The sequence below is a fragment of the Escherichia whittamii genome (genome assembly GCF_014836715.1).
Lineage (GTDB): Bacteria > Pseudomonadota > Gammaproteobacteria > Enterobacterales > Enterobacteriaceae > Escherichia > Escherichia whittamii.
This window is the reverse complement of the sequence record NZ_JACSQI010000011.1, coordinates 31707-49477: the sequence shown is the minus strand read 5'-3', so window position 1 is coordinate 49477 and position 17771 is coordinate 31707. Positions and strand designations below refer to the sequence as shown.

Annotated in this window: 18 protein-coding genes, 1 tRNA gene and 4 pseudogenes; 15 read left to right on the top strand and 8 right to left on the bottom strand. The window is 51.3% G+C overall.

Annotation, left to right across the window (positions count from 1 at the left end; genetic code table 11):
• Window positions 1-151: 151 nt before the first annotated feature.
• Window positions 152-239 (bottom strand) — tRNA-Ser (locus H9644_RS16340).
• Between the two features lie 404 nt (window positions 240-643).
• Between H9644_RS16340 and hyaA the strand changes: the two genes are divergently transcribed.
• The 10 genes from hyaA to H9644_RS16290 all read left to right on the top strand — a co-directional run bounded on the left by hyaA (window position 644) and on the right by H9644_RS16290 (window position 10445).
• Window positions 644-1762 carry a hydrogenase 1 small subunit gene (gene hyaA, locus H9644_RS16335; RefSeq protein WP_064528419.1) on the top strand — a complete coding sequence of 373 codons (1119 nt, stop codon included), beginning with the start codon at window positions 644-646 and terminating at the stop codon, window positions 1760-1762.
• Window positions 1759-3552 (top strand): Ni/Fe-hydrogenase large subunit, encoded by a 1794-nt coding sequence (gene hyaB / locus H9644_RS16330; RefSeq protein WP_191775408.1) that lies wholly within the window; start codon window positions 1759-1761, stop codon window positions 3550-3552. The genes hyaA and hyaB overlap by 4 nt, the downstream gene beginning before the upstream one ends.
• A gap of 18 nt (window positions 3553-3570) precedes the next feature.
• Window positions 3571-4281 (top strand): Ni/Fe-hydrogenase b-type cytochrome subunit, encoded by a 711-nt coding sequence (gene hyaC, locus H9644_RS16325; protein WP_191775406.1) that lies wholly within the window; start codon window positions 3571-3573, stop codon window positions 4279-4281.
• Window positions 4278-4865 carry a hydrogenase 1 maturation protease gene (hyaD, locus tag H9644_RS16320; RefSeq protein WP_064528425.1) on the top strand — a complete coding sequence of 196 codons (588 nt, stop codon included), beginning with the start codon at window positions 4278-4280 and terminating at the stop codon, window positions 4863-4865. Before hyaC ends, hyaD begins: the two co-directional genes overlap by 4 nt.
• The gene (gene hyaE / locus H9644_RS16315) at window positions 4862-5260 is read left to right on the top strand and encodes a hydrogenase-1 operon protein HyaE (protein WP_191775404.1); all 399 of its coding nucleotides are present in this window, start codon (window positions 4862-4864) and stop codon (window positions 5258-5260) included. Before hyaD ends, hyaE begins: the two co-directional genes overlap by 4 nt.
• Window positions 5257-6114 (top strand): hydrogenase expression/formation protein, encoded by an 858-nt coding sequence (locus tag H9644_RS16310; RefSeq protein ID WP_191775402.1) that lies wholly within the window; start codon window positions 5257-5259, stop codon window positions 6112-6114. The genes hyaE and H9644_RS16310 overlap by 4 nt, the downstream gene beginning before the upstream one ends.
• A gap of 134 nt (window positions 6115-6248) precedes the next feature.
• Window positions 6249-7793, top strand: a complete 1545-nt coding sequence (appC, locus tag H9644_RS16305; RefSeq protein ID WP_191775400.1) for a cytochrome bd-II oxidase subunit 1 — start codon at window positions 6249-6251, stop codon at window positions 7791-7793.
• A gap of 11 nt (window positions 7794-7804) precedes the next feature.
• Window positions 7805-8941 carry a cytochrome d ubiquinol oxidase subunit II gene (gene appB, locus H9644_RS16300; RefSeq protein WP_064528433.1) on the top strand — a complete coding sequence of 379 codons (1137 nt, stop codon included), beginning with the start codon at window positions 7805-7807 and terminating at the stop codon, window positions 8939-8941.
• 13 nt (window positions 8942-8954) lie between these two features.
• Entirely contained in the window at window positions 8955-9047 is a 93-nt protein-coding gene (cbdX, locus tag H9644_RS16295; RefSeq protein WP_000270307.1) for a cytochrome bd-II oxidase subunit CbdX, read from the top strand.
• Between the two features lie 87 nt (window positions 9048-9134).
• Window positions 9135-10445: an AppA family phytase/histidine-type acid phosphatase gene (locus tag H9644_RS16290; protein WP_191775461.1), complete on the top strand. Its 1311-nt coding sequence runs from the start codon at window positions 9135-9137 to the stop codon at window positions 10443-10445.
• On the opposite strand, the gene cspH is transcribed toward H9644_RS16290, so the two are convergent.
• Window positions 10433-10645, bottom strand: a complete 213-nt coding sequence (gene cspH, locus H9644_RS16285; RefSeq protein ID WP_064528434.1) for a cold shock-like protein CspH — start codon at window positions 10643-10645, stop codon at window positions 10433-10435. The genes H9644_RS16290 and cspH overlap by 13 nt on opposite strands.
• Window positions 10646-10930: 285 nt before the next feature.
• Here cspH and cspG point away from each other — a divergent pair, with 285 nt between their 5' ends.
• The 4 genes and pseudogenes from cspG to H9644_RS16265 all read left to right on the top strand — a co-directional run bounded on the left by cspG (window position 10931) and on the right by H9644_RS16265 (window position 11709).
• Window positions 10931-11143 (top strand): cold shock protein CspG, encoded by a 213-nt coding sequence (gene cspG, locus H9644_RS16280; RefSeq protein ID WP_000066493.1) that lies wholly within the window; start codon window positions 10931-10933, stop codon window positions 11141-11143.
• Between the two features lie 10 nt (window positions 11144-11153).
• A complete protein-coding gene (gene ymcF / locus H9644_RS16275; RefSeq protein ID WP_191775458.1) occupies window positions 11154-11342 on the top strand; it encodes a cold shock small protein YmcF in 189 nt (62 codons plus the stop codon).
• A pseudogene (gene ymcE / locus H9644_RS16270) lies at window positions 11317-11546 on the top strand (protein YmcE). Before ymcF ends, ymcE begins: the two are co-directional and overlap by 26 nt.
• The gene (locus H9644_RS16265) at window positions 11536-11709 is read left to right on the top strand and encodes a GnsA/GnsB family addiction module toxin (protein ID WP_191775398.1); all 174 of its coding nucleotides are present in this window, start codon (window positions 11536-11538) and stop codon (window positions 11707-11709) included. The pseudogene ymcE and the gene H9644_RS16265 overlap by 11 nt, the downstream one beginning before the upstream one ends.
• Before the next feature lie 48 nt (window positions 11710-11757).
• On the opposite strand, the gene H9644_RS16260 is transcribed toward H9644_RS16265, so the two are convergent.
• The 3 genes and pseudogenes from H9644_RS16260 to H9644_RS16250 all read right to left on the bottom strand — a co-directional run.
• Window positions 11758-12831, bottom strand: coding sequence for a 4Fe-4S binding protein (locus tag H9644_RS16260; protein WP_191775396.1), 1074 nt, complete (start codon window positions 12829-12831; stop codon window positions 11758-11760).
• 71 nt (window positions 12832-12902) lie between these two features.
• Complete coding sequence (gene torS, locus H9644_RS16255; protein ID WP_191775394.1) at window positions 12903-15647, bottom strand: TMAO reductase system sensor histidine kinase/response regulator TorS; 2745 nt, start codon at window positions 15645-15647, stop codon at window positions 12903-12905.
• 94 nt (window positions 15648-15741) lie between these two features.
• Window positions 15742-16542, bottom strand: a pseudogene (locus H9644_RS16250) (tyrosine-type recombinase/integrase); the annotation flags it as partial.
• A 74-nt stretch (window positions 16543-16616) separates the two neighbouring features.
• Here H9644_RS16250 and H9644_RS16245 point away from each other — a divergent pair.
• Window positions 16617-16739 (top strand): annotated as a pseudogene (locus tag H9644_RS16245) (transposase); the annotation flags it as partial.
• On the opposite strand, the gene H9644_RS16240 reads toward H9644_RS16245, so the two are convergent.
• The 3 genes and pseudogenes from H9644_RS16240 to H9644_RS16230 all read right to left on the bottom strand — a co-directional run bounded on the left by H9644_RS16240 (window position 16708) and on the right by H9644_RS16230 (window position 17562).
• Window positions 16708-17046 carry a hypothetical protein gene (locus tag H9644_RS16240; protein WP_404825897.1) on the bottom strand — a complete coding sequence of 113 codons (339 nt, stop codon included), beginning with the start codon at window positions 17044-17046 and terminating at the stop codon, window positions 16708-16710. The pseudogene H9644_RS16245 and the gene H9644_RS16240 overlap by 32 nt on opposite strands.
• Window positions 17047-17323: 277 nt before the next feature.
• A pseudogene (locus tag H9644_RS16235) lies at window positions 17324-17434 on the bottom strand (IS6 family transposase); the annotation flags it as partial.
• Complete coding sequence (locus H9644_RS16230) at window positions 17410-17562, bottom strand: DNA polymerase III subunit theta (protein WP_191775456.1); 153 nt, start codon at window positions 17560-17562, stop codon at window positions 17410-17412. The pseudogene H9644_RS16235 and the gene H9644_RS16230, both read right to left, overlap by 25 nt.
• Window positions 17563-17771 lie beyond the last annotated feature (209 nt).

Below are 17771 nucleotides of genomic sequence, written 5' to 3'. Positions count from 1 at the left end.
ATTGCCGAAAGCTACCCAGAGGTTTTACCCATCTTTACGCATTTGATCTGGAACAGGTTTAGCAGAGGATGGTTAAGCCACTGAGTGTGGTATAGCATTTTGACAGGCAAAAGAAAAAGGGGTTAGCATTTAGCTAACCCCTCATCTTATTTGGCGGAAGCGCAGAGATTCGAACTCTGGAACCCTTTCGGGTCGCCGGTTTTCAAGACCGGTGCCTTCAACCGCTCGGCCACACTTCCGGAATGACGCGAACTATAAACATCCCGATGCGTCGTGTAAACCCCCAATTTGTTTGTTTGCCTGAAAAACAGACAAAATCGTGTTGATTGCGTGAAATAACAGCAATTTGCGCATTCCGTCGCCATAAAAATCGCTTCATAACCTTCCGGCGGCAAACCTTAAGGAAAATAAGGTCCATTTTTATCGCTAAAAGACAAATCCACACAGTTTGTATTGTTTTGTGCAAAAGTTTCACTACGCTTTATTAACAATACTTTCTGGCGACGTGCGCCAGTGCAGAAGGATGAGCTTTCGTTTTCAGCATCTCACGTAAAACGATGGTTTGCCTTGCTACAGGGACGTCGCTTGCCGACCATAAGCGCCCGGCGTCCTGCTGGTGTCGCAAGGAGAAGAGACGTGCGATATGAATAACGAGGAGACATTTTACCAGGCCATGCGGCGTCAGGGGGTCACCCGGCGCAGCTTTCTCAAATATTGCAGTCTGGCTGCAACCTCGCTGGGGTTAGGTGCGGGGATGGCGCCAAAGATTGCCTGGGCGCTGGAAAATAAACCGCGCATTCCGGTGGTGTGGATCCACGGTCTGGAATGCACCTGCTGTACCGAATCTTTTATCCGCTCCGCTCACCCTCTGGCGAAGGATGTCATTCTTTCCCTTATTTCTCTCGACTACGACGATACTCTGATGGCTGCCGCCGGAACCCAGGCGGAAGACGTCTTTGAAGACATCATCACGCAATACAATGGCAAATATATCCTCGCGGTAGAGGGCAATCCGCCGCTGGGCGAGCAGGGGATGTTCTGTATCAGCAGTGGCCGACCGTTTATTGAAAAACTGAAACGTGCAGCGGCTGGGGCCAGTGCGATAATCGCCTGGGGAACCTGCGCTTCCTGGGGCTGCGTACAAGCCGCGCGCCCTAATCCGACGCAGGCCACGCCTATCGACAAAGTGATCACCGATAAACCGATCATTAAAGTGCCTGGCTGCCCGCCGATCCCGGATGTGATGAGTGCCATCATTACTTATATGGTGACCTTCGATCGCCTGCCGGATGTCGACAGAATGGGGCGTCCGCTGATGTTCTATGGTCAGCGTATTCACGATAAATGCTATCGCCGCGCCCACTTTGACGCCGGTGAGTTCGTCCAGAGTTGGGACGATGACGCGGCGCGAAAAGGTTACTGCCTGTATAAAATGGGCTGCAAAGGGCCAACTACATATAACGCCTGTTCCTCTACCCGCTGGAACGATGGCGTTTCCTTCCCGATCCAGTCTGGTCACGGCTGTCTTGGCTGTTCTGAAAATGGCTTCTGGGATCGCGGCTCGTTCTACAGCCGCGTGGTCGATATTCCGCAAATGGGGACTCACTCCACCGCCGATACCGTCGGTTTAACCGCGCTTGGCGTGGTGGCTGCGGCTGTTGGCGTACATGCAGTCGCCAGCGCCGTTGACCAGCGCAGACGTCACAACCAGCAACTTGCAGAAGCAGAACAACAGCCGGGCAACGAGGATAAACAGGCATGAGCACTCAGTACGAAACCCAGGGATACACCATCAACAATGCCGGACGCCGCCTGGTGGTCGACCCGATCACGCGCATCGAAGGTCATATGCGCTGCGAAGTAAATATCAACGATCAGAATGTGATAACCAATGCAGTCTCCTGCGGCACTATGTTTCGCGGGCTGGAGATCATCCTGCAAGGGCGCGATCCGCGCGATGCGTGGGCGTTCGTTGAACGTATTTGCGGCGTCTGCACCGGTGTACACGCCCTGGCCTCGGTTTATGCCATCGAAGATGCCATTGGTATTCAAGTGCCTGATAACGCCAATATTATCCGCAACATTATGCTGGCGACGCTCTGGTGCCACGATCACCTGGTGCATTTCTATCAGCTCGCCGGAATGGACTGGATCGACGTGCTAAACGCACTGCAAGCCGATCCGCGTAAAACGTCCGAACTGGCGCAAAGTCTCTCCTCGTGGCCGAAATCGTCTCCAGGATATTTCTTCGATGTGCAAAACCGACTGAAGAAATTTGTTGAAGGCGGGCAGTTAGGGATCTTCCGCAACGGTTACTGGGGCCATCCGCAATATAAACTGCCGCCAGAAGCCAACCTGATGGGCTTTGCCCACTATCTCGAGGCTCTCGATTTCCAGCGTGAAATTGTCAAAATCCACGCGGTCTTCGGCGGTAAAAACCCGCATCCGAACTGGATTGTTGGTGGGATGCCATGTGCAATTAACATTGACGAAAGCGGCGCGGTCGGGGCGGTCAATATGGAACGCCTGAACCTCGTGCAGTCGATCATTACCCGTACGGCGGACTTCATTAATAACGTGATGATCCCCGACGCCTTAGCCATTGGTCAGTTCAACAAACCGTGGAGTGAAATCGGCACTGGCCTTTCGGATCAATGCGTTCTCAGCTACGGCGCGTTCCCGGATATCGCCAACGATTTTGGCGAGAAAAGTCTGTTGATGCCTGGCGGCGCAGTAATTAACGGCGACTTCAAAAACGTCCTGCCAGTAGACTTAGTGGATCCGCAGCAGGTGCAGGAGTTTGTCGATCACGCCTGGTATCGTTATCCCGACGATCGGGTCGGGCGTCATCCGTTCGATGGTATTACTGATCCGTGGTACAACCCCGGAGATGTCAAAGGCAGTGACACTAACATTCAGCAACTGAATGAACAGGAGCGCTACTCGTGGATCAAAGCGCCACGCTGGCGCGTTCATGCGATGGAAGTGGGGCCGCTGGCGCGTACGTTGATCGCTTACCACAAAGGCGATGCAGCAACCGTTGAGTCGGTCGAGCGCATGATGTCGGCACTGAACCTGCCGTTTTCCGGTATCCAGTCAACGTTGGGCCGCATTCTGTGCCGCGCGCACGAAGCGCAGTGGGCCGCAGGTAAGCTGCAATACTTCTTCGACAAACTGATAACCAACCTGAAAAACGGCAACCTCGCCACCGCCTCCACTGAAAAATGGGAGCCAGCTACCTGGCCGAAAGAGTGCCGTGGCGTCGGCTTTACCGAAGCGCCGCGCGGGGCGTTAGGTCACTGGGCCGCCATTCGCGATGGCAAGATTGATCTCTATCAGTGTGTGGTGCCGACCACCTGGAACGCCAGCCCGCGCGATCCTAAAGGGCAAATTGGTGCGTATGAGGCGGCGCTGATGAACACCAAAATGGCTATTCCTGAACAGCCGCTGGAAATCCTGCGTACTTTGCACAGCTTCGACCCGTGCCTCGCCTGTTCAACTCACGTGCTGGGCGACGATGGTAGCGAGCTTATCTCCGTGCAGGTGCGTTAACCGCGAAGGAGAATCATCATGCAAGAGAAAAGCGACAACGTTGTCAGCCACTATGTCTTTGAAGCGCCCGTGCGGATATGGCACTGGCTGACGGTGCTGTGCATGGCAGTGTTGATGGTTACTGGCTACTTTATCGGCAAACCGCTGCCTTCGGTCAGCGGCGAGGCGACGTATCTGTTCTATATGGGCTACATCAGGCTAATTCACTTTAGTGCCGGGATGATTTTTACCGTGATATTACTGATGCGGATCTACTGGGCATTTGTCGGTAATCGCTACTCACGTGAGCTGTTCGTCGTGCCAGTGTGGCGTAAAAGCTGGTGGCTGGGCGTGTGGTATGAAATCCGCTGGTATCTGTTTCTGGCCAAACGTCCAAGTACTGATATTGGTCATAACCCCATCGCCCAGGCCGCGATGTTCGGCTATTTTCTGATGTCCGTTTTTATGATCGTCACCGGTTTTGCGCTGTTCAGCGAACACAGTCAGTACGCTATCTTCACACCGTTCCGTTACGTGGTGGAATTTTTCTACTGGACGGGCGGCAACTCAATGGACATTCACAGCTGGCATCGGCTGGGGATGTGGCTAATTGGCGCTTTTGTGATTGGTCATGTCTATATGGCGCTGCGTGAAGACATCATGTCTGACGACACGGTGATCTCCACCATGGTGAACGGCTACCGCAGCCACAAATTTTTTAAAGTTAAAAGCAACAAGGAGCGTTCATGAGTGAGCAGCGCGTGGTGGTGATGGGGCTGGGAAATCTGTTGTGGGCCGATGAAGGTTTCGGTGTGCGGGTGGCGGAACGGCTGTATGCCCATTACCACTGGCCCGAAGAAGTGGAAATTGTTGATGGCGGTACCCAGGGGCTGAACTTGCTGGGCTATGTCGAAAGCGCCAGTCATTTGTTGATTCTCGATGCCATTGATTATGGGCTGGAGCCAGGAACGCTACGAACCTATGCCGGAGAGCGCATTCCGGCATATCTCAGCGCGAAGAAAATGAGCCTGCACCAGAATAGTTTCTCCGAAGTGCTGGCGCTGGCGGACATACGTGGTCATTTGCCAGCACATATTGCCCTCGTCGGTCTGCAACCCGCGATGCTCGACGACTACGGCGGCAGCCTGAGCGAACTGGCGCGGGAGCAACTGCCCGCTGCGGAACAGGCGGCGCTGGTACAGCTGGCTCTGTGGGGAGTTGTGCCGCAACCGACTGAGGAGTCTCGTTGTCTCAATTATGACTGCCTGTCGATGGAAAATTACGAAGGCGTTCGTTTGCGCCAGTATCGGATGACGCAGGAGGAGCAGGGATGATCAATGACTCTCCTTTTAATGCGTTGTGGCAACGAATGCTGGCACGAGGCTGGACACCGGTCAGTGAATCCCGTCTTGACGACTGGCTTACACAAACGCCAGACGGTGTGGTGTTGTTAAGCTGTGACCCAAAACGGACGCCTGAAGTCAGCGACAATCCGGTAATGATCGCAGAGCTACTGCACGAGTTTCCGGACTATGCGTGGAAGGTGGCGATTGCCGATCTTGAGCAGAGCGAAGCCATTGGCGATCGCTTTGGTGTTTTTCGCTTTCCCGCCACCCTGGTGTTTACCGGCGGTAACTATTGCGGCGTGTTGAACGGCATTCACCCGTGGGCGGAGTTGATAAGCCTGATGCGCACGCTTGTCGAACCGCAACAGGAGCGAGCCTCATGAGCGACGCTTTCTTCCATCTGCTGGGGCCGGGAACACAACCTGGCGACGATAGTTTCAGCATGAATCCACTGCCGATCACCTGTCAGGTGAATGATGAACCGAGTATGGCTGCTCTGGAGCAATGTGTTCACAGCCCGCAGGTGATTGCCCTATTAACCGAGTTGCAACATCAACTAAGCGAACGCCAGCCGCCGCTGGGCGAGGTGCTGGCAGTCGATCTGTTAAATCTCAACGCCGACGATCGTCACTTTATTAATACGCTTCTCGGGGAAGGGGAAGTGTCAGTTCGCATCCAGCATGCTGACGGCAGTGAAAGTGAGATTCAGGAGGCGATCTTCTGTGGATTATGGCGTGTACGCAGACGTTGCGGTGAGCAATTGCTGGAAGATCGCCTGGAGGCTGGCTGCGCGCCGCAGGCGTTGTGGCAGGCGGCAACGCAAAACGCACTGCCGACAGATTCGCTATTACCGCCCCCTCTTAATGGTCTGATGAATGGCTTACCGTTGGCCCATGAATTACTGGCGCATGTACGAAACCCCGACGCGCAGCCGCACAGTATTAACCTGACGCAGTTACCCATCAGCGAGGCTGACCGGCTTTTTCTGTTGCGTCTTTGCGGACCGGGCAATATTCAGATTCGAACCATTGGCTACGGAGAGAGCTATATCAACGCCACGGGATTACGCCATGTCTGGCATTTACGCTGTATGGACACCTTAAAAGGCCCTCTGCTTGAAAGTTATGAAATCTGCCCGATACCCGAAGTTGTGCTGGCTGCGCCGGAAGATCTGGCGGATTCTGCACAGCGTCTCGGCGAGGTTTGTCAGTGGCTGGTGGAAAGCGCGCAAAAGTAAAAACGGCGGCAAATATCGCTTTCGGTCCTGTGAATATCGCAATTAGCGAATACAACTACCTACAAACTGTAAGGTTGAAAAGAGGGATCTACTATTAATGGGTTATTACCCTCTCTTCGCCTACAGGAGTTAGCATGTGGGATGTTATTGACTTATCGCGCTGGCAGTTTGCGCTGACCGCGCTGTATCACTTTTTATTTGTGCCCCTTACCCTGGGGCTGATTTTTTTGCTGGCCATCATGGAAACTATTTACGTGGTTACCGGCAAAACAATCTACCGCGACATGACGCGTTTCTGGGGTAAGCTCTTTGGTATCAACTTTGCTCTCGGCGTAGCCACCGGCCTGACGATGGAGTTTCAGTTTGGTACTAACTGGTCATTCTATTCCAACTATGTGGGCGACATTTTCGGCGCACCGCTGGCGATGGAAGCATTAATGGCCTTCTTCCTCGAATCCACTTTTGTCGGTCTGTTCTTCTTCGGCTGGCAACGCCTGAATAAATACCAACACCTGTTGGTCACCTGGCTGGTGGCATTCGGTTCAAATATCTCCGCATTGTGGATCCTGAATGCCAATGGCTGGATGCAGTTCCCGACCGGAGCGCATTTCGATATTGACACCTTGCGTATGGAGATGACCAGTTTCAGCGATCTGGTTTTTAACCCTGTAAGCCAGGTGAAATTTGTACACACGGTGATGGCAGGTTATGTGACCGGGGCGATGTTCATTATGGCGATCAGCGCGTGGTATTTGCTGCGTGGGCGGGAGCGCGACGTTGCACTCCGCTCGTTTGCCATCGGTTCTGTCTTTGGGACCCTGGCGATAATGGGCGCGCTACAACTCGGAGACAGCTCTGCATATGAAGTCGCACAAGTACAGCCGGTAAAACTGGCGGCGATGGAAGGGGAGTGGCAAACCGAACCGGCGCCCGCGCCGTTCCATCTCGTTGCCTGGCCGGAACAGGATCAAGAACGCAACGCATTTGCCATTAAAATCCCGGCACTGTTAGGGATACTGGCCACTCATTCATTGGATAAACCTGTTCCCGGGCTGAAAAATTTGATGGCCGAAACCTACCCACGGCTGCAACGCGGACGCATAGCCTGGCTGTTGATGCAGGAGATATCGCAGGGCAACCGCGAGCCGCATGTACTACAGGCGTTTCGCAAGTTAGAAGGCGATCTCGGTTATGGCATGTTGCTCTCCCGCTATGCGCCGGATATGAATCATGTCACTGCTGCGCAGTACCAGGCTGCGATGCGTGGAGCAATCCCGCAGGTTGCGCCGGTATTCTGGAGTTTCCGCATCATGGTGGGCTGTGGTTCGCTGCTGTTACTGGTGATGCTGATTGCGCTCGTCCAGACGCTGCGCGGCAAAATCGACCAACATCGCTGGGTGCTGAAAATGGTGCTCTGGAGTTTGCCACTGCCGTGGATTGCCATTGAAGCCGGGTGGTTTATGACCGAGTTTGGTCGTCAGCCGTGGGCGATTCAGGACATCTTACCGACATACTCCGCGCACTCTGCGTTAACCACGGGCCAACTGGCCTTCTCTCTGATCATGATCGTAGGGCTTTACACCTTGTTCTTAATCGCCGAAGTCTACCTGATGCAGAAATATGCCCGTCTGGGGCCGAGTGCGATGCAGAGTGAACAACCAGCGCAGCAACAGGGGTAAAGGAGATAGTCATGTTTGATTATGAAACATTACGCTTCATCTGGTGGCTGCTGATGGGCGTCATTCTGGTGGTCTTTATGGTCACCGACGGATTTGATATGGGGATCGGTTGTCTGCTGCCACTGGTGGCGCGTGACGATGATGAACGCCGAATAGTGATCAACAGCGTTGGCGCTCACTGGGAGGGCAACCAGGTCTGGCTGATCCTCGCTGGTGGGGCATTATTTGCTGCCTGGCCCAGAGTCTATGCTGCGGCGTTTTCCGGCTTTTATGTGGCGATGATCCTGGTACTGTGCTCGCTGTTCTTCCGCCCGTTAGCTTTTGATTATCGCGGCAAAATAGCGGATGCCCGCTGGCGCAAAATGTGGGATACCGGTCTGGTCATTGGTAGTCTGGTCCCGCCCGTGGTCTTTGGTATTGCGTTCGGTAACTTGTTACTTGGCGTGCCGTTTAGCTTCACACCACAATTACGCGTGGAGTATCTCGGTAGCTTCTGGCAGTTGCTGACGCCATTCCCCTTACTGTGTGGCTTGCTCAGTCTGGGTATGGTGATTTTGCAAGGGGGCGTCTGGTTACAGCTAAAAACCGTCGGCGCTATTCATCTGCGTTCGCAACTGGCGACCAAACGCGCCGCACTGCTGGTGATGCTCTGCTTTCTGCTGGCGGGTTACTGGCTGTGGGTCGGCATTGATGGTTTTGTGTTACTCGCCCAGGATGTCAACGGTCCGTCCAATCCATTGATGAAAATGGTGGCGATACTGCCAGGAGCCTGGATGAATAACTTCGTCGAATCGCCTGTCTTGTGGATCTTCCCACTGCTCGGCTTCTTCTGCCCGTTACTGACGGTGATGGCAATTTATCGTGGTCGCCCCGGTTGGGGATTTCTGATGGCGTCATTGATGCAATTTGGCGTGATTTTCACCGCTGGCGTTACGTTATTTCCATTTGTTATGCCTTCGAGTATCAGTCCGATATCCAGCCTGACGCTGTGGGACAGTACCTCCAGCCAACTGACACTTAGCATTATGTTAGTAATTGTACTGATATTTTTGCCATTAGTGTTGCTCTACACTCTATGGAGCTACTACAAAATGTGGGGTCGAATGACGACTGAAACTCTTCGCCGTCACGATAGTGAGCTGTACTAAGGAGGGATGATCAATGTGGTATTTATTGTGGTTCGTCGGCATTTTGTTGATGTGTTCGCTCTCTACCGTCGTGTTGGTCTGGCTGGAACCGCGTCTGAAGGGATGACTGGACGCACAACGAACATAGGCCGGATAAGAGGCGTTAGCGTCATATCCGGCAATAATGCGAAACATGAAAAACGGAAACCTGGCGATGAAAGCGATTTTAATCCCCTTTTTCTCTCTTTTGCTTCCGTTAACACCGCTACCTGCTTTTGCTCAGGGGGCGCCGGAACTGAAGCTGGAAAGTGTGGTGATTGTGAGCCGTCATGGTGTGCGAGCACCCACCAAATCTACGCAACTCATGCAGGAAGTTACGCCAGACACCTGGCCTGGCTGGCCGGTGAAACTGGGGTGGCTGACACCACGAGGCGGTGAGCTGATCTCTTATCTCGGACATTACCAACGCCAACGCCTGGTAGCTGACGGTTTGCTGGCAAAAAATGGTTGCCCGAAAGCTGGGCAGGTTGAAATTATTGCCGATGTCGACGAGCGCACTCGTAAAACAGGCGAAGCCTTTGCTGCCGGGCTGGCTCCCGACTGTGCAATAACCGTACATACTCAGTCAGACACTTCCCGGCCCGATCCGTTATTTAATCCCCTGAAAACCGGTGTTTGCCAACTGGATAACGTGAATGTGACTGAGGCGATTCTCAGCAGGGCAGGCGGCTCTCTCGTTGATTTTACCGATCATCGGCAAACGGCATTTCACGAACTGGAGCGGGTACTCAATTTTCCGCAATCAAGTCTGTGCCTCAAACGAGAGAAACAAGACGAAAGCTGTTCGTTCACGCGGGCATTACCCTCTGAACTCAAGGTGAGTGCTGATAACGTCTCATTAACGGGGGCGGTAAGTCTCGCATCCATGCTGACGGAGATATTTCTCCTGCAACAGGCGCAGGGAATGCCGGAGCCTGGCTGGGGACGAATTACTGATTCACACCAGTGGAACACCTTGCTAAGTCTGCATAATGCGCAGTTTTATTTGCTGCAGCGGACACCAGAGGTTGCCCGTAGTCGCGCCACGCCGTTGTTAGATTTGGTCCTGACGGCGCTGACGCCAAATAACACGCAACAACAGGTTTATGGCGTGACATTACCCACTTCACTGCTATTTATTGCCGGACACGATACTAATCTGGCGAATCTGGGGGGCGCGTTAGCGCTTAACTGGACGCTACCAGGCCAGCCGGATAATACCCCACCGGGTGGCGAGTTGGTTTTTGAACGCTGGCGGCGACTTAGTGATAACAGCCAGTGGATTCAGGTATCGCTGGTATTCCAGACCTTACAGCAGATGCGTGACAAAACGCCGCTATCGCTAAAAACGCCACCTGGAGAGGTGAAACTGACACTGGCAGAATGTGAGGAGAGAAACGTACAGGGCATGTGTTCACTGGCGGATTTTACGCAAATCGTGAATGAAGCGCGCATTCCGGCATGTAGCTTACATCAGGACAAATAAACATTTGCCGCTGAGGGGCCACGCAGGCCATTGATGCGGCAAAATTCCACACGTAACCCAGGTGTGAGCACTTCTGCGTCGCGGGGAGTGAATGCGGAAATATGGACCTGGACTTCTTTACGACCGTCGGAGGGGATAATGAATCCTTTGCCGCTTTTGCGATCAAAGGTTTTGACAATTCCTGTCATTTTACGGGACAAACAAATTCCTTACTAAAAATACTGCGCTGCACTATACGGTTTTAATAAAATAAAACCAGCGATATTTAAGACCGCCGGACGGCTAAAATAAAATTTGCTTAATTATGTGTATCATGCGTTAATAGCTGCTTCGGTTTGAAAGACAGACGGCATACAAAGTAGTTTACTAAAGCAGTTCTCATTATCAGGCATTATCCCCTTCTTTTGAGTCTCTCTCCTGAACACTAAGTAGTTTCTGTATTAAAGCCCTGTTTGCCGAAAGGCCCAAAATGAAGGAAGTAAAATATGTCTAATAAAATGACTGGTTTAGTAAAATGGTTTAACGCAGATAAAGGTTTTGGCTTTATCACTCCTGATGATGGCAGCAAGGACGTTTTCGTTCATTTCACCGCCATCCAGAGCAATGAGTTCCGCACTCTGAATGAAAATCAGAAAGTCGAATTTTCTATTGAGCAGGGGCAACGTGGTCCCTCGGCAGCGAACGTTGTTACGCTCTAAGGTTGCCGTTATTACTCAGCATCTCCATTTCCGCTGTCCATGTTGTCATGGTTCACAGTACCGCACATCGGCATTCGATGTGACGGAGCGAAACCCTTTGGGCGCAAAGTGTATTTTCTGTAAATCGACGATGATCACGTTTGATAACATCGCATTGCAGATACGCACTGACCATGTGCCGCTGGATTTCACCAAATAATATCAGGCTCCCTCGTGGAGCCTTTTTTATATCTGGCTTATTTTTCTTCAACTCTGTATGTATAATAAGCGATAACCTGTTGATTATTGAATCTTTCAGGGAGATGGCTTATAACATTTCTTACCTGACCAGGTACCGGGAACCAACACCTTACTGGCGTGTTGCTGTCTTTTAAGACCAGAAGAGGTTAACAGTGAATATTGAAGAGCTAAAAAAACAAGCTGAAACGGAAATCTCAGATTTTATCGCGCAAAAAATCGCCGAGTTTAACAAGAACACAGGGAAAGAAGTCTCTGAAATTTGCTTCACCGCGCGGGAGAAAATGACCGGGCTTGAAAGTTATAATGTCAAAATCAAAATAATGTGATTTTGTGAACATCACCCCGTGCGAGGTGATGTTCCGCTTGTTGCTATTTTAATGACCAATCATTGGCGCTTGCGGAATTAAGCGTCGGTACAATTCTTCTGGCACCGGGCTTTGCCATACGCCCGCATACATCGCATAACCAATCACCGCAAACATAATCCCCAGAACCAGTAGCGTCATTAACCAGCCAGACAACGCAAAGGTCTTTTTATTTGCCGCAGGTTTTTGCAGCGAAAAGGTCAATGTTGAGGCCACCGGACATGACTCTACGCAGGTCATACAACCGGTACACTCCACTGTTCGTACCTGGATTAATTTATCGACCGGGATACGTGATGGGCAATTTTTCGCACATTTACCGCAGTCGATACAGCTTTCTGCATTGCGACGAATCTTAAACGGCGATAATAGCGAAACCAGTCCCATCAGCGCGCCATACGGGCAGAGGTAACGACACCAGACATGGCGAATAAACAGGCTTGCAATTAACAAAACCGTTACGCTGATTAATGTCGCTTTCCCCATATGGCGAAAGAAATCGAGCATTTTAACGTCCATCACCACGCTATAAGGCGATAGCATGAAATAGTGAATCGCCTGGGCGGGCATGAATAACGCGATATAGAGAAAAAAACTCAACAGTAAATATTTCACCGTGCGCAGAGGAATATCCAGCCAGCGGGGAAGGGCAAATTGTCGACCAAACAGTTTTTTCCCGAGATCGCCAATTAATTCAGAGAGCGTACCAACCGGGCATAGCCACGAACAAAAGGCTTTTTTCAGCAGCAAGCTGATAATGATAAAAGCGACCAGCAACAGCATTGCGGCGGCGTGCACGGAAGGTAACTGACCTGTTTCAAGGCTATATTTCAGATTCATCAGACCGGCAATCGGTAGCCAACCTTCGATGCCACCAGGCCTTGCGACAAAAGGCGTATTTCCGCCCGTTTCGTAATAGCGCACCCAGTACCAGAAGGTGACGGCAATATAAATATTGATTGCTAACAGTAATAATTGCGTCGCTTTACGCCAGGTAGCGGCGTTGCGCCAGTCATTCCACGGTAATTTGCCGCCCGTCGTGCCTGGCCGCCGCTGCCAGCGGGTTCTTTTTTTCTCTGCCATGTTTTTGCCAGCCCGTTAAGTTGCATGCTAAATGCCACTATTCTAAATATTCTTAACTGGCTGATATTGATTCAAATCGCGTTCAGGTCTTTCTTATTCAACCACGCTTCCAGAGCGGCAACACTGCGTGTAATTTCTTCGTGTGGGAGGGGCGCAGATAATGGCTGCTGCTCCAGTTGCGCGCATAGCTGGCTGGCGCTATGCATTCCCAGACTCGCGCAGCTGCTTTTTAGCTGGTGCGCGGCACGTTTAATTTTTTCGCCGTCCTGCCTGGCGCGGGCTGCGTCTATTTCATCGAGAAGGGGCAGGGTATGTTGTTTAAATAATGTCAGCCATTCGTGGATTTTCTCCACGCCCATTAACTGCGCATCTTCATTGAGTTGCGATACATCCAGTGGTTGATGGTCAGGTGTTTGCAGGTGCAGATAGTGCGCCAGTAACTGGCCAAGCACTTCACGCGGCACTGGTTTAGGGATAATTCCGCGAAATAGCGAACTGGTACGCTGGCGCAAAGTTTCGTCGATAACGTGGGCGCTAAAGCCAATCAAAACCAGCGACGGATAGTGCTGTGCCAGTTGCCGGGCAAGGGTAATGCCGTCAATATCCGGCAGATCAAAATCCACCAGTGCGGCAGCAAACGGTTCACTATCTTGCAGTGTTTCTAAAACCTGAGCGGCATTTCCCACGGCAACGACCTGCGCACCACTGCTGTTCAGCATCTCGACGGTAATTCGCTGGGTTAGCGGGTTATCTTCAATTAACAGCAACCGTAAACCGTCCAGACGCACTGCCTGATTGACTGTTTTGGGCGCGGGCGCAGTAGCAACACGTAACGGCAACCGTAAACAAAAACAGCTTCCAACCTCCGGCGTGCTGGTGGCGCTCAATTCGCCGCCCATCGCCTGAGCCAGACTGCTACTGATAGTCAGCCCCAGCCCGGTGCCGCCGCGTTTGCCGCTCACCTGAACAAATGGCTGGAAGATTTCTGCCAGTTTCGCGGGATCAATACCGCAGCCGCTGTCTTCCACTTCGACCAGCCATTGCTCGCCATCAGTGCGGCTGTGCAGGATAATCTGCCCCTCGTCGGTGAAACGCAGAGCATTACTCAACAAATTGGTAATAACCTGGCGAATGCGTCGCGGATCGCCCATTAATGCGGTTGGTACATCGTCGGCAATTGCCGTTACCAGTCGAATCGGACGACCTTTCACCCGTCCGCTCATTAATTGCAGGGTACTTTCCAGCAGTGGGCGCGGTTCAAAGGGTTCATCGCTGACCGAAACATTCTTGCCACCTGCTTCGATAGCCGAATAATCGAGAATATCGTTAAGGATGGTCAGCAATGATTCGCCAGAGTCGGTAATCGCCCGCAAATCATCACGCTGGGCATTAAGTGCCGGGTTATCTGCCAGCAACTGCGCGGTGCCGAGAATACCGTACAGCGGCGTGCGGATCTCATGGCTCATTGCCGCCAGAAACGCTGATTTTGCCTGACTGGCTTTTTCTGCTTCCGCTCGTGCCTGTCGGTGTTCTACCACCAGTTCTTGTAATTCGGCCGTACGCGCTTTGACCTGCGCCGCCAGCTGTTCGCGGTGGCGATTCAGCGCATGAACACTGCTGCGAAACGCGTCCATCAGCCGCCCAATGGTATCCAGCTCCCGCACGCCAGCGGTTTCCGGGAAAGGGGAGTCGATATCGCCGTCCAGCAAGCGTTGCAACGCCTGGGTTTGCTCGGCAAGTGGGCGCGTGACTGAGCGATACACCACGCGCCAGAGGATCAGAATCAGTGCGCAAAGTGAAACCATCCCCAGCAATAACAGGCTGTATTGCCCGCGTGTGCTTGCTTTTTCCAGATGCGCGAGCCCGCTCTGATTACGCTGTTCAATAGTGTCGACCAGCTGACTGACTTCGCTACTAAACTGCGCGAACTGGGCGATGTTGTTTTGGGCGAGAGTTTGCAGGCGATTACTGATTTCACTGTCCTGCTGATACAGCGCCAGCAAATCGCTATATCGACTAACGGTAGTTAACGTTGTCGCGACCTGAGCTCGAATTCCCGGATCTTCAATACGTATTTGCCGACGTTGCAGAATTTTCACCGCATTATTGAGCTGCGCTTCCAGCGCTAACGCATTTTTCTGGATCTGCTCCAGCCCCAGATTCATCACCATTTGCTGCACCCGCAGGGCGCTAAGGCGCAGTTCATTCATCTGGTTAACGTACTCAAGATCGATATCAATTAGCCTATCGAGTGCGCTTTCGGCGGCCTGGCGCTGATGTTGTTCGATCAAATCGTAAATCCCTGCCTGGGTAGCTCCGGCTGAGGTTGCTGCATTATTCGCCTGACCTTGCGCCAGGCGCGCGATCTCATCGGAGGCGGCGACTATCTGCTGACTGAGTTGCTGTTGTTGCTGGCGCAGTTGCAAACGCTGCCCCACCAGCTCCCCTTGTTGACGTAACGAACGGGAGATCTCCTGCTCCTGCTGTTCAATCGCGGTGGTGTCAAAACCTTGTTCCCGTAACGCTTGCAGCAACGCGTTAATCTTCAGGCTTTGTGCGGTGAGCATTCGCCCCTGCGCCTGCCACATCTTTTCGTTATCGGCACTGGTCAGGTTCTGCGCGGCGAAAAGTTCCCAGGCGCTGGCTTCGCTCAACTGGCGCGCCATATTCATGGTAGGAATCAATGCCTGAGTATTGGCTTTTTCCACCTCACTGACAAAACGCAGGTTGTACCATCCCACCAGGGTACTGGTCAGTGTTAACAGCGCCATCAGGGCAAAGCCCATCCAGAGTCTTCGGGTCAGGGTTAAATTCACGGTCGGTGTACTTAAGGTGAATAAGTTGTATATTTAAAATCTCTTTTATTATCAATGGATTAATGTAGGCAGGTCATTATTAGTCAAAATAAAATCATTTGTCGATTTCAATTTTGTCCCATTCCCGTCCACGGCTGTCCCTATACCGCGCCGCCATTGAGTCTGATTTATGCCCGAGAAGACGTTGAGCAAACTTATCGCCAATCTGGTTCCGGTATAGCCTCGCTGACAGGCTACGCAGTTCATGGAATGTTGGCGGGTTTCCATCAAATGAGAGTCCAGATGCATTTCTCGCCTTTGTAAAATACTTTGATACTGTTTTCGGGGAAAGCGGATCGTGATGCTTTGATGCGATTATAGTTTCACTGCTGCTGGCCTCCCTGCATTTCTGTAGTGTATCAGCCAATGATATATTGAGCGCGTCAATCGTTAGCGTTAGCGGAATGGCGAGTTTAGCCCCTGTTTTACTCTGTTCAATGTGAAGATGGTTGTCGTTTATGTCTGACCATTTCATTCTGCACAAATCGCCGACTCTCTGCCCTGTAACGACGGCCAAATCCATCGTCAGCCTTAGCCAGATAGGGAGAGGTTCGGCTGCATGGTAAATCTCGACATACTCATTAGCTGTCAGCCTTGAGCGCCTTACTTCTGACTTTGCTGTACGGGTTGCTGTTACCGGATTCGTTGCCACATGCCCCTCGGCTATTGCTTCACGAAAAACGTCAACAAGGGTTGACCTGATTAATTTTGCGGAAGCTGCTTTACCTTCTGCTACGTAGGTGTTTAGCATTGCTGCCACTTCTTTCGTTGATATGTCAGTGAGCGGTTTGTCCGGCAATTTTCTTCGGATTGCCCTGATTTTGCTGGCGTAGTCGAGTAGAGTTTTCGGCCTGATACTGTAGTGGCACACTGAATTTGGCCACCTGAACAGAGGTGATATGCTCACCTCAGAACAACACAGGTGCTCCAATGAAAAAAAGAAATTTCAGCGCAGAGTTTAAACGCGAATCCGCTCAACGGGTTGTTGACCAGAACTACACGGTGGCAGATGCCGCCAAAGCTATGGATGTCGGCCTTTCCACAATGACAAGACATTGTCAAATCTGTCCGACGTTGCGGTACGAGGTTTAAAGAAGCGATGAGGTTTAATTAAATAAGATGACACAAATTTCCCTGTGGCTTTATCCTTCGCAAAAATAACAAATGTTTTACCAATGCAGCTTTCATCAATATATTTTGAAAATGACACCACGCCGTCCTGATTTACAGTCAGCGAATTGTCTCCCGCATTGGTGACAACACTCCAGTCCAACGTATTATTATTGACAACATCATTGTCAACCACCATCTGAAATGTCGCACCTGGAAATAATGTTTTCGGGAATGAACCATTAGCCATGTCTTTTTTTATATCGAAAACATGGTGACTCACTAGAACACCGGTAATTTTTGGCATAAAAAACTCCTTATTTGTTTAATTGAAATGCGATCAATAAATTCGATCGCCAGAGAGATATTATTACTTTTACAAGAATAAATGTTGTTATTTGTTTATTATAAAACAATCATCACCCAGAAAAGAAAAAGATGCAGCTCGTTAACAAAAACCTTTGTGGCATATTAAGGTTGTGTCGCGTTAACGGTGGAAAGTCAGCAAAAGTTGTATTGCTGATTTTTCATACAGTCAGCAGATAAAATTGTTCCGTGGGTGACAATCCATCACCCTGAGGATGCTGATATTGCCCCTTGCGCATCATGTGGATTAATTCAACGCCGGCCAGTATCGTAGCCGTTCCATGAAATAGGTGTGCAAGTTCTCCGGTTGCTCACGGGCTACCTGTTCTGCAATTACCGGTATTTTCATCCGCTCTTTGTAGGCAACGCCGCTGGCAGCCAGGTCAGTGCTAAGTCTGATGCGTTGTCAGAATAGCTTCGCAAACACCATGAACGTGCAAAAACCAAATATGTAGAACGCAATGTTCAACAGATCTCTTTGCATAGACTCATCTCATAATTAACAAATCATAACTGACATTAGTGCAATGCAGGGCAAGTTGCATCTTGTTCGACATTGCTACGTCTGGAGAAAATTAAATGACAGACATTACCTACCATGATTCTCAT